The sequence below is a fragment of the Candidatus Nitrosoglobus terrae genome, from assembly GCF_002356115.1.
In the GTDB taxonomy this organism is placed as follows: domain Bacteria; phylum Pseudomonadota; class Gammaproteobacteria; order Nitrosococcales; family Nitrosococcaceae; genus Nitrosoglobus; species Nitrosoglobus terrae.
Map to the genome: position 1 here is coordinate 1,008,484 of NZ_AP014836.1, position 12,302 is coordinate 1,020,785.

Genomic DNA, 12,302 nt, shown 5'->3' on the forward strand with positions numbered 1-12,302 from the left:
TATCCCTATGTTAGCGTGCGCACTTCAAATTGATTTTTCAATTTTTTATTATCGCCTAAATTTACGTTATGCGTCTAAAAAAAATTAAGCTTGCAGGCTTTAAATCCTTTGTGGATCCCATTTATCTACCTTTGCTGAGTAATCGTATGGTGATTGTGGGGCCTAATGGTTGTGGTAAATCTAATATTATTGACGCAGTTCGATGGGTGATGGGGGAGAGTTCTGCTAGGCATTTACGCGGTGATTCAATGACCGATGTCATTTTTAATGGTTCCTCTACCCGTAAACCTGTAGGGCAATGTTCCGTAGAGCTTGTATTTGATAATAGCGAGCAGAGTTTAGGTGGGCAGTATGCGGTCTATAATGAGATTGCTATTAGACGGCAGGTCAATAGAGAAGGGCAATCCCATTATTTTCTTAACGGTACTCGCTGTCGTCGTCGTGATGTAACCGACATCTTTCTGGGTACCGGTCTTGGGCCTCGAAGCTATGCCATTATTGAACAAGGGATGATCTCTCGTCTCATTGAAGCTAAGCCGGAGGAGTTACGCATTTTTCTGGAAGAGGCGGCGGGTATATCAAAATATAAGGAACGGAGACGGGAAGCCGAAGCTCGCATGCAAAATACAACAGAAAACCTTAACCGTATTTGTGATTTAAAAGATGAAGTTGAAAGACAGCTCAACACATTAAAACGTCAAGCTAAAAGTGCTGAGAAATATCGAGAGCTTAGGCAGCTGGAGCGGAAAATTAAAGCAAAAATCCAAGCACTACGGTGGCAGCGGCTAGATAAAGAGGCACAGCAGCGGAAGCAGGAAATTACCCAGAAAGAGCTTACGTTAGAAGCTTTAATGGCTGAGTTGCGGCAACTGGAGGCGGCGCTAACCCAGCAGCAGGAAGCTTTTCATCTAGCGAGGGATAAAACAGATGAAATACAAGTCCTTTATTATAGCCAAGGCATTGAAATTGCCCGAGTGGAACAGGAGATTCGTCACGAACAAGAACAGTATACGCGCTATCAACAAGAACAAGGGCAGATAAAACAGCGTTTAATACAAATACAGCAAACCCAAGATGAGAAAGGGACAGTGATTAGCCAAACGGAGCAAGTACTTGCTGATCAGAGGCAGCGCCAGGAGCAAGTACAACAACTACTCCAAGAGGCGTTAGGATTTATGAGAACTGCTGAGATGGCCATCCGAGATTGGCAGCTTACTTGGGAGGACTTTAATCAACGGGCGGCAAAACCTATTCAGAATGCCCAAATAGAACGAGCCTATCAGCAACAGCTAGCACGGCAACGGCAGCAACTTCAGCAACGAAGCGTACGCTTAGAAGAGGAATCTAGACGATTAGCTGAGAAAGAAGAAACGGCATCCCTTGAGGTTTTACGAGAAGAGATGCTCAACTTGGAGCAACACATTGCTGAGCGGCAACTATCCCTTACTGCTGGTGCTACGGAGATTTCCAGCTATAGAGAGCAAGAAAAACAGATCTCTCAGGATCTTCATAACCAGCAAGAGCATTGGCATCATTTACAGGGGCGTTTAAGTTCTTTACAAGAGTTACAACAGGATATCAGCGCTAACCCGAAGATAGATGCTTGGTTAGAACAGCATGGATTAACAGATAATTTACGGCTGAATGAAGGGTTGAAGGTTGAATCAGGATGGGAGCTCGCAGTAGAGCGTATTTTGGGGGATCGATTAAAGGCTATTTGTGTAGCAGATTTGGAAGAATTAGCTCATCAGCTTCCCAATTTAGAAGAAGGATCTCTGATCTTGTTTGATACGGCCTCCCCCCCTGTAAACCTATCTAAAGTGGAGGTTTCCTTGTTGAATAAAGTGCATGCTCCTTGGTCTCTAGATTCCTTACTAGGAGGAGTCTATGCGGTAGAGACTTTAGCTGAAGCGTTCGCTTTGCGTGGCCAACTTTCTTTGAGAGAGTCGGTCATTACCCGTGACGGTATCTGGTTGAATTCATGTTGCCTGATCCTTGCCGACCATCTTGATGCAAGCTTGGGGATTCTTGCTCGAAAACGAGAGATAGAACGGTTGCAACAAGAGAGCACCCAGTGCCAACAACAGATTGATAAATTTAATCAGCAGCTAAAAGAGATCTATAGCTATCTTCAGTCTTTAGAAGATAAACACGCTCATTATCAAAGCACTATGGGAGAGTTGCAGCAAAAGCAGCAGCAGCAGCAGTCTACGTTAGTGCGCACTGAGGCCGAACAAGCGCAATATCGTTTCCGTCGGCAGCAAATCAGTAGCGATCTGGATGAGATTAAAATCCAAGATGCTGAAAACGCCCAAGAGCAGGAAGGAGCTGAAGATCGGCTTCAAGCGGCCTTAATGGCTATGGAAAGTGTTGAGCAGGAACGGAAGCAACTTATGGCAGAGAAAGATCGATTATGGAAAGCGGTTGATCAGGCCCGTAATGAAGCGGATAAAGTAAAGGATAGAGGACATCAATTAGAGATGGCGCGCCAAGCTTCTCAGGTTGCTCAGAAAGCTGCAGAAGAAGCCATTGCCCAAGCCCAACGTGAATATAGCGCCCTGATCTGGCGCCGAGAAATTGTAGAAACAGCCTTAACTGATGGACGAGGGCCTTTGCAAGCACTTCAGAATCAACTGGATACTCAACTCCAACAGCGATTAGTTACTGAGCGCCAGCTCAATGAGGCTCGTGAGCAAATGGCTACTTTGGAAGAACAGTTACGTACTTATGAGCAGGAGCGGCATCGGATTGAAAAAATGGCTCTGGATCAACGTGATACCTTGGGGCAACTCCGAGTGGATGGACAAGCTGTTTGGGTGCGGGTTCAGGAGCTGCGCGAGCAATTGGCTGAAGAAGATCTTAGCCCTGAAGAAATATTACAGGATAATACATCGGGCTTAAGTGATGAGTTATCTGTTTTGGAAATAGAAAGAGAGGAAATAGCTAATAGTATTCAGCGTCTTGGCCTGGTTAATTTAGCAGCTATCGAGGAGTGCCAGATTCAGATGGAGCGTAAACAATATCTAGATTCTCAATATAACGATCTCACGGAGGCGATGAAAACGTTAACCCATGCTATCCAACGCATTGATCGTGAGACTCGTAATCGTTTTCGTGAAACGTTTGATAGTGTCAATGAAAGTTTACAAGCGCTATTTCCTAAATTATTTGGCGGGGGTAAAGCTTATTTAGAGCTTAATAATGATGATTTATTGAATACAGGCGTTAAAATTATGGCGCGCCCTCCGGGTAAACGGAATAGTACTATTCATTTGCTATCCGGGGGAGAAAAAGCGCTGATCGCAATAGCACTGGTATTTGCCATTTTCCAGCTTAATCCAGCGCCTTTTTGCATGCTTGATGAGGTGGATGCCCCGCTTGATGAGGCCAATGTAGGACGTTTTTGTCAATTAGTGCACGAGATGTCAGAAAAAATACAGTTTATTATTGTGACCCATAATAAAACAACCATGGAAATCGGGCATCAGTTGGCCGGGGTAACTATGCATGAACCAGGCGTTTCACGCTTAGTTGCGGTAGATATAGATAAAGCAGTGCAATTGATTGCTGTTTAGAGTTAGAGGGAGAATATATGGATAGTTTACGCTTAGCATTGCTTGTGGTGGGCGTTTTAATTTTTATTGCGATTTATTTTTATAGCCAATGGGAGGCTAAACGAAAAGGAATTCGCGATCAGGAGCTAGAGCGTAGACGGAAGCAAACATTGGATGCTTATGATAAGGATTTAATCTCTTCAAAAAAACCAGATCCTGTTAATGAAGAAGTGGCTAAAGAGACCACAGTGCTATTAGAATCTGGTCTGAGAGCCACACCTCAGCATATTGAAGAGGCTCAAGGGCTAAGAATGCAAGAAGAGCCTCTGTCAGCAAATCTGGGTGACTTCTCTGTATTGTTAGAGGAAGCTGAAAAGCGCCAATCTGAGAAAAAACCAGAGCAGCATTATTCTGAAAGCCTCTCGGTGGATGAATCCGAGAAAAATCATTTTGTTCGTCCTAAAAAATGGTTTAAAACAAAACCTAAGCCTGATGTTCCAGCGCCCCCTAAAGAATCCTCAGGGTCGAATCTGATCATTGCACTTACAGTGATTGCGCGAGGAAAAGGGGTATTTCGAGGTAGAGAGGTTGTCCAAATTTTAGAAGATAAAGGTTTGCAATTTGGAGAGATGGATATCTTTCATGCTTATTCATCTGGGGGGCGACCTATATTCAGTGTTGCCAATATAGTGGAGCCTGGATCATTTAATTTAGGGCAGATAGATCAGTTTTCTACGCCTGGACTGGCTTTATTTTTGTGTTTACCCGGTCCTGCTGGAGGATTTGCCGCCTTTGATGGAATGCTAGAGGTTGCTAGATTGTTGGCGGGTAAATTAAGTGGAGATATTCGCGATGATCGGCGTAATGTGCTTACAACTCAAGCGATTCAACAGATTCGAGAGCGTATTCTTACCTTTAATCGTGCTTGTCGCTCCTTAGGGGGTTAAGCCGGTTTATGATCGGCGCTAGTAGGGATTATGCCCGTTGTTTTATGGAAAATATTCATTAAGGTATAGATGGTTGCCCCCATTGAAGCTCAGCAACGTGCTCAAGCGTTACGTATATCTATTAACGAGCATAATTATGCTTATTATGTGTTGGATGATCCTATTATTCCAGATGTTGAATATGATCGTTTGTTCCAAGAGTTACAGGATTTAGAGCGAACATATCCAGATCTTATCATCTTAGAATCCCCTACTCAGCGCGTGGGATCTCAACCGCTTAAAGCTTTAGGTGAAGTTAAGCATAGTGCCCCGATGCTATCGCTAAGTAATGGGTTTAGCAAGGAAGCGTTGGTAGATTTTGATCGGCGGGTGAGAGCGCGTTTAAACGCTGATCCAATCAGTTATGTCGCTGAGCCTAAGTTCGATGGTCTTGCGGTGAATTTACTCTATCAGGAAGGGGTGCTGGTACAGGGGGCCACTCGAGGAGATGGTTTCACTGGAGAGAATGTCACCCACAATATCCGTACTATCTCTACGGTACCTTTATGGTTACGGGGCGACAAAATACCTGCTTTATTGGAAGTGCGAGGTGAAGTATATATGCCTAAGGCGCAATTTACCCGTTTTAATCAGGAACAGGCAGTCAAGGGTAACAGGACTTTTATTAATCCTCGCAATGCAGCTGCAGGCAGTTTACGCCAATTAGATCCCGCTATTACCGCTCGCCGGCCACTAGTTCTGTGTTGTTATGGAGTAGGCAGTATAGAACCAGAAGAGGTATTACCCATTTGGCATAGTGAAACCCTAATTCAGCTTCAGCAGTGGGGTTTTCCGGTCTCTCCTAATTTTAAGGAAGTCATGGGAATAGAGGGCTGCTGGGAGTATTGCCAGCAATTATTGGAGTTGCGTGAGAGCCTACCTTATGAAATTGATGGTGTGGTGATTAAAGTAAATAATTTAGCACAGCAACGGGATTTAGGGGTTATTACACGGGCACCTCGTTGGGCTATCGCCTATAAATTTCCGGCACAGGAAGCGTTAACGTGTCTTTTGGATATTGAGATTCAAGTAGGTCGGACGGGTGTTTTGACTCCGGTAGCTAAATTATCTCCCATATTTGTAGGTGGGGTGATGGTTAGTAAAGCGACCTTGCATAATGAGCATGAGATACAACGTAAGGATATTCGTGTTGGCGATACTGTGTACGTGCGTCGGGCAGGGGATGTGATCCCAGAGGTGGTTAAAGTCATTTTGGAGCGTCGTCCTACAGGCTCCTATCCCTTTAAGATGCCAAAACAATGTCCGGTATGCAATGCTGAAGTTGTTAAGGATACAGAAAGGGCAGCGGCACGCTGCAGTGGGGGATTATATTGCCCAGCCCAGTGTAAAGGGAGGATTAAGCATTTTGCCTCCCGTCGGGCGATGGATATCCAGGGTTTAGGAGAAAAACTGATAGATCAGCTGATACAGAAAGCGTTAATTAAAGACGTGGCTGATTTATATCAGCTAAGGATGGATCAGCTCTTAATCTTAGAAGGCATAGGGCAAAAATCAGCCACTAATCTAATAAATGCTATTGAGCATAGCAAAGATACTACGTTGCCTAGGTTTCTTTATGCTCTTGGTATTCGTGAGGTAGGAGAGGCGACTGCACAGATATTAGCCAAAGAATTTGGCTGTTTAGAGGCTTTAACTGCGGTGAGTGAGGAACAGCTTCAGCAAGTAAATAGTATTGGTCCCACTATTGCCGCTCATATTGCTACTTTTTTCCGCCAACCCCATAATCGCCAGATTATTTACCGGTTACAGCAAGCCGGCGTTCGTTGGCCAGAAGAACAGCAGCATGGATCATTGTTTCGCGCTCTTCCGCTTTCAGGTAAGACTTTTGTTCTCACTGGATCATTGGAGAGTATGACTAGAAATCAAGCTAAAGCGCAATTACAGCACTTAGGAGGTAAAGTAAATACCAGTGTCTCTTCCAAGGTGGATTATTTAGTAGTGGGTGCTCATCCTGGTTCTAGCTTGGAGAAAGCGGAAAAACTTAAAATTAAACTACTGGATGAGGCGCATTTTCTGAGGTTACTCACTTCTAAAGTTTAAGTAATAGCCTTAATTTTCTTATAAATTAAAAATTACTATTGACAATCATTATCATTTATAATTAGATGAATATTAGTTGAATAAAGGATGGTGTGATTGTTATGTATGTATGTGTATGTAGCGCTGTAACTGATAAGCAATTGCAAACAGCTATTTCTCAGGGAAACTGTAAAATTCGTGATTTAAGACGTCAGCTTGGAGTGGTGAGTGGGTGTGGTAAATGTGGTCGTTGGGTGCAGGAGGCGTTACAGCAGTCGCAACAAGTTGCCGTAGCTAAAGTTGATCATGTTGCCTAATTTTTTGGTCAGTCACCTACGCTATATTTTCTGGTCTAAGTTTATTTGAATCTCGGGTATTTTCTAGGCAAGATATAGGCTATGGTAGTTCAGGAACGATTAGAAATTACTACCCGAAATCGCGAGATGATAGAAATTACCGCGCAAGTACAAGGAATCGTTGCTGCTAGCGGTATCAAAACTGGCTTATGCCATCTTTTTATTCATCATACCAGTGCCTCGTTAATACTTTGCGAGAATGCTGATCCGGATGTACAGCGTGATCTAGCCGCTTATTTGAATCGGCTGGTGCCTGATGGAGATCCATTATTTATCCATACTCAAGAGGGAGTGGATGATATGGCAGCCCATGTGCGTACGGTTCTTACTCATTCAGATCTAAGTTTACCGGTCGCTGATAGCTGTTGTAGCTTGGGTACTTGGCAAGGTATCTACATTTGGGAGCATCGTTATTTAGGGCATCGGCGGCGGGTAACGGTGACGATCTATGGCGAGTAATGCTGGTGGCCTTATCTTGTAAAATAGCCATGACGTAGAAAAGTAATAATACGCTGCACCACTGTTGAGGAAAATGGTAACCCGTTGTGATGGGTATTCACTAAGCAGTGGTCATGCATACCTGATAGTTTTGTTTCTGTAACACGGACTATACCATCGTGGGGCGGGGGCAGATGTACTATTAACCGACCGATACCTAAACCCCGAATCCCAGCAATAACGCCTAGCGCTTGGGTAAACTCCCAAGTGGGCAGACTTTTAATGAGAAGGTCTTCTTTAATACTTTTCCCTAAAAGATAGCGGCCTAGAGGATGGGCATAAAGTCGCTGGGCGACGATACTGCCATTAAATGGGCTTCCGAGAGCAACTACTCGACCCGGTCTTTGCTGAGGGTACAGTGTTAATAAATGTTGCACTAAAAGCCCACCTAAACTATGCCCTACAAAGTGAATAACCTCCGCTTCTAAACCCATTATAAATTGATTTAAACAGGTCACCGTCTCACTAGGGGTATCCTGAAGAGAGCGGTAATTAAAGCAAATGGTTCGATAACCTTGGACTCTAAGGCGTTTAGCAAGCAGATATAAATAGCCCCCTTTCATCCAGAGACCATGGAGGAGGATAATAGTTTCTGGTGTTTTAGTAGTAAAAAAAGAAGGGTTAGCAGTATCTGTGATCATAAAATTTTACCTATTCGCACGTCATATTGTCGCGCGACATCAAACAGCTTAATACATTAAAGTTCGTCCCTGTATATGTTCGATCTACAGGCGACAAGTCCCTTGGACTCGATGAGCTTAGGAAAAAAGGGGCAATACTTTGGCCAAATCCTCAGAACACTGAATCCTTCGAAGATGTTTTTAGCGTGGAAGTACGAGCTTCCATAGCGCCACAACAAGGAGATTTGTTAGCATTACCTGCAACAGATGTGCCGATAGTTAATCCCGCTCAGCAGGCTATCCGCGTAACTTCAACTATGTCAGATGTACATGGTGGTGCCGAAGTGAAACAGCTTCCTGCGGATGAATTGTTCATGGTGGCACGAAAATTGATATTACAGTTGCTTACAGATACACCGAAAAAGGATAAGGAAATTGCAAGGGAACTCGGCATAAATTCTGCCCAAACTAAGGCATGGCTGGAGCGTCTCGTTAACGAAAAAAAGATCGAGAAGCGCACTTGTCCGGTAAGTTATACTTTGAGGAGCGTGCACGATTACAAGTGAATTTACAATCGAGTGGGCTTATTAATTGTATGATTAAATTACTAGGGAATCATTAAAAATTAATTCTTCAGCTATTGGAGTATATAAGATGAAAACGCCTACACTTGAAAAAATAAATTACCTTGAACGTCGCAATAACAGTGATCGGCGTGTAAACTCCATCCCTAATTTTAAGTACTGGGGTCAACGGGGTCGACGATGCCAAGTAAGGCGGCAAGGGGAGCGGGTAGGTATTTATTTGGATAGGTACCCTAACTCTCTTTTATGGGTAGCTTCACTGATTTTATGCCTATGTTTTATGGATGCTGTTTTTACTTTATCTTTAATTCAGCAGGGAGCGGTAGAAATCAATCCTTTTATGGCTATATTGGTTGATACGAATACTTCGTTATTTATGGGGGTAAAAATAGCGTTGACTACCTTAAGTTTGGCTTGGTTAATTGTTCATTATAATTTTACAGCTCTACGTTTATTTCGTGTACAGAGGTTAATTTATAGTTTTTTATTGTTTTATGTAGGGCTGATTATCTATGAGCGTTTTTTACTCTCGTTTTAATTCAATGCAAGTGATTGCTTTGTGGCCATATAGGGTTATCTATTTTGCTTCTATACTATGCAGATAGGGAATATCTTCAAAAAGACCATGATTAACTTTTGGAATAAAAAATAACATATGAGAAGGTTACGGTTATGTTATGGAAAATAAGTTTTATTATCGCTATTTTCATTCTCGAAGGTTGTGCAAGCCAAGTACCATCAACCATCCGTGAATCTTTACCAAAAAATCCGAGTCTGGGCGCTGTTCAGAATAATATTTCCCATTACCAAGGAACCCGTGTTCGCTGGGGAGGGGCAATTGCCGGTATTCAGAATAAAGAGAAAAGTACCATCATAGAAGTCGTGGCTCTGAACCTAGGAGATGAGGGCCGACCTAAAGAAGAGGATAGTAGTCCTGGTCGTTTTTGGGCGGAGGTGGATGGATTCTTAGATTCAACGATTTACCGTAATAACCGGAAAATTACAATTTACGGTACGGTCAAGGGAGTGGAAGGAGGGCATATTGGAGAGCATGCTTATTTATTTCCTGTTATCCAAGTAGATACTTACTATCTGTGGGAGACTGTAAAAGCTGCTAGACCGTATTATTATCCACCTTATGGTTTTGGTTATGGTCTCTATAGTCCCTACTATTACGGTGGTTTTTACCCCTTTTGGAATTGGTAAGGAATTTTTTAATTAAAGGGGTTTGCTAGTAGGAGATCAAAATGTTTATTACTTGGCGTTCAATATTGTTACTAATAATGTTTTTAGCCTGCTCTATGATTACGACAGTTCATGCAGCTGGAGGCCAAAATACAATTAAATCTGAAAACAAAAACACAGCTAAGGCTGAAGACCCAAGTGCAGGTGAAGATGTTTACACTAAGAGTGAAATTCTAAATAAGGCGACAGGGTTTTTTGGAGCTACCAGTAAAGGGCTTGCTGATGGGGTAGATAAGATTGTAGAGAAGGCTTTTAAAGAAAAAGGCCGCCCTAATGGTTATATTGCGGGTACAGAAGGCAGTGGCGCTTTTTTTGTGGGCCTTCGTTATGGTAAGGGTGTTTTATACACTAAAAGATGGGGAGCAGAGCAGGTTTATTGGCAGAGTCCTTCGGTGGGGTTTGATTTTGGCGGCAATCTCTCTAAAGTTTTTATTTTAGTTTATCATCTTAAAAATCAAAGTGAGCTTTTTCAGCGAATCCCTGGGATAGGAGGGAGTTTTTATTTTGTAGCGGGGCTGGGGATGACTTACCAGCAAACCGGTGATCTTATCTTAGCCCCTGTTCGTACGGGTGTTGGTCTGCGCGCTGGCGTAAATGTAAGCTATATGCACTTTACCCGTGATAAATCTTGGATTCCTTTTTAATAGGTAAAATAAAATTTACCTAAGATAAAAATAATTAGTTAGAGTTTTTTATTAAAATAAACGAGGCAGTTTAATGGCTCAATATGTCTACAGCATGAATCGGGTGAGCAAAGTGGTGCCCCCAAAGCGGGTTATTTTGCAGGATATCTCTTTATCTTTTTTTCCGGGGGCAAAGATTGGGGTACTGGGGATCAATGGAGCAGGGAAGTCAACGGTGCTCAAGATCATGGCTGGGATTGATAAGGAGATAGAAGGTGAAGCAATCCCGCAAAAAGGGCTTAAAATTGGCTATCTTCCACAGGAGCCTCGGTTAAACCCGACTAAGAATGTGCGAGGTAATGTGGAAGAGGGTGTAGCTGAGACTAAGGCGATGTTGGATCGCTTTAACCAAATCAGCCTCTCATTTGCCGAGCCGATGAGTGATGAGGAGATGAATAGCTTACTTGAGGAACAAGCTCAGCTTCAGGATGCAATTGACGCTGTGGATGCGTGGAATTTAGATTATAAGTTAGATAGCGCTGCTGAAGCGCTACGTCTTCCGCCTTGGGAAGCGGATATTAGCCATCTCTCAGGGGGGGAGCAACGGCGAATTGCCCTTTGTCGGCTGCTTTTATCTGCGCCGGAGATGTTGCTGCTAGATGAGCCTACTAACCACTTAGATGCAGAATCAGTGGCTTGGTTGGAACGCTACTTGGAAAATTACCCCGGTACTGTAGTTGCCGTTACCCATGATCGCTACTTTTTAGATAATGTAGCAGGCTGGATTTTAGAACTCGATCGTGGTCGGGGTATCCCTTGGGAGGGAAACTATTCCTCATGGTTAGCGCAGAAAGAAAAGCGTTTGGCTACTGAAGAGAAACAGGAAAATGCGCGGGCTAAAGCCATGAAAGCTGAGCTTGAATGGATTTCTGCAAACCCAAAGGGGCGGCACGCCAAAAGTAAAGCACGTCTTGCGCGCTTTGATGAATTAACCTCGCAAGAGTACCAGCAGCGCAATGAAACTAATGAGATTTATATTCCTGCAGGGCCGCGCCTTGGTAATCAGGTCATTGAGGCGAAAAACTTATGCAAAAGTTTTGGAGATCGCCTACTGATTGATAACCTAAGCTTTAGTTTACCACTAGGCGGGATTGTCGGCATTATAGGGGCTAATGGCGCTGGAAAAACCACCTTATTTAGAATGATTGTGGGTCAAGAGCAGCCGGATTCTGGTGAAATTACCCTTGGAGAAACGGTTAAGCTTGCTTATGTAGATCAGAGTCGAGATCAGTTGGATCCGGTTAAAACGGTATGGGATGAGATTGCAGAGGGTCAGGATATTATCAAAGTAGGAAACTATGAGACTCCTTCTAGGGCATATGTATCTCGGTTTAATTTCAAAGGATCTGATCAGCAAAAACGTATTGGAGATCTCTCTGGAGGAGAACGTAATCGAGTGCATTTGGCTAAAGTGCTTCGCGCAGGCGGTAATGTACTCTTGTTGGATGAACCTACTAATAATTTGGATGTTGAAACGCTAAGGGCCTTGGAGCAGGCGCTTCTTAATTTTCCTGGATGTGCAGTGATTATTTCTCACGATCGCTGGTTTCTAGATCGAATTGCTACCCATATTATTGCATTTGAAGGGGATAGCCAAGTGATCTGGTTTGAGGGTAATTATGCTGATTATGAAGCTGACCGCCGTCGACGTTTAGGAGAGGCAGCCGATCAGCCCCATCGTATTTGGTATAAGCCTTTATCCTCGTAAAATTAAGGGATATCAAGGATGTTATCGC

11 protein-coding genes are annotated in these 12,302 nt (G+C 43.4%); 10 read left to right on the plus strand and 1 reads right to left on the minus strand.

The features are described from left to right. Positions 1–68 precede the first annotated feature (68 nt). From smc to TAO_RS04915, 5 genes are all read left to right on the plus strand, one after another. A complete protein-coding gene (gene smc, locus TAO_RS04895) occupies positions 69–3,575 on the plus strand; it encodes a chromosome segregation protein SMC (RefSeq protein ID WP_096526876.1) in 3,507 nt (1,168 codons plus the stop codon). Between the two features lie 17 nt (positions 3,576–3,592). Continuing rightward, entirely contained in the window at positions 3,593–4,501 is a 909-nt protein-coding gene (gene zipA / locus TAO_RS04900; protein ID WP_096526877.1) for a cell division protein ZipA, read from the plus strand. 69 nt (positions 4,502–4,570) lie between these two features. Then, positions 4,571–6,601, plus strand: a complete 2,031-nt coding sequence (gene ligA, locus TAO_RS04905; protein WP_096526878.1) for an NAD-dependent DNA ligase LigA — start codon at positions 4,571–4,573, stop codon at positions 6,599–6,601. A 101-nt stretch (positions 6,602–6,702) separates the two neighbouring features. Continuing rightward, a complete protein-coding gene (locus TAO_RS04910; protein ID WP_096526879.1) occupies positions 6,703–6,897 on the plus strand; it encodes a (2Fe-2S)-binding protein in 195 nt (64 codons plus the stop codon). Positions 6,898–6,978: 81 nt separating this feature from the next. Then, the gene (locus tag TAO_RS04915; protein ID WP_096526880.1) at positions 6,979–7,395 is read left to right on the plus strand and encodes a secondary thiamine-phosphate synthase enzyme YjbQ; all 417 of its coding nucleotides are present in this window, start codon (positions 6,979–6,981) and stop codon (positions 7,393–7,395) included. An 11-nt stretch (positions 7,396–7,406) separates the two neighbouring features. On the opposite strand, the gene TAO_RS04920 is transcribed toward TAO_RS04915, so the two are convergent. Beyond that, positions 7,407–8,075 carry an alpha/beta fold hydrolase gene (locus tag TAO_RS04920; protein WP_096526881.1) on the minus strand — a complete coding sequence of 223 codons (669 nt, stop codon included), beginning with the start codon at positions 8,073–8,075 and terminating at the stop codon, positions 7,407–7,409. A gap of 26 nt (positions 8,076–8,101) precedes the next feature. On the opposite strand from TAO_RS04920, the gene TAO_RS04925 reads away from it, so the two are divergent. The 5 genes from TAO_RS04925 to ettA all read left to right on the plus strand — a co-directional run bounded on the left by TAO_RS04925 (position 8,102) and on the right by ettA (position 12,274). After that, positions 8,102–8,620 carry a hypothetical protein gene (locus tag TAO_RS04925; protein WP_096526882.1) on the plus strand — a complete coding sequence of 173 codons (519 nt, stop codon included), beginning with the start codon at positions 8,102–8,104 and terminating at the stop codon, positions 8,618–8,620. Between the two features lie 88 nt (positions 8,621–8,708). Further along, positions 8,709–9,176: a DUF5658 family protein gene (locus tag TAO_RS04930; RefSeq protein WP_096526883.1), complete on the plus strand. Its 468-nt coding sequence runs from the start codon at positions 8,709–8,711 to the stop codon at positions 9,174–9,176. Positions 9,177–9,310: 134 nt separating this feature from the next. Beyond that, positions 9,311–9,844 (plus strand): Slp family lipoprotein, encoded by a 534-nt coding sequence (locus TAO_RS04935; protein ID WP_096526884.1) that lies wholly within the window; start codon positions 9,311–9,313, stop codon positions 9,842–9,844. A 41-nt stretch (positions 9,845–9,885) separates the two neighbouring features. Then, positions 9,886–10,527: a DUF1134 domain-containing protein gene (locus TAO_RS04940; RefSeq protein ID WP_231910588.1), complete on the plus strand. Its 642-nt coding sequence runs from the start codon at positions 9,886–9,888 to the stop codon at positions 10,525–10,527. 73 nt (positions 10,528–10,600) lie between these two features. Next, positions 10,601–12,274 (plus strand): energy-dependent translational throttle protein EttA, encoded by a 1,674-nt coding sequence (gene ettA / locus TAO_RS04945; RefSeq protein WP_096526885.1) that lies wholly within the window; start codon positions 10,601–10,603, stop codon positions 12,272–12,274. Positions 12,275–12,302: the final 28 nt, after the last annotated feature.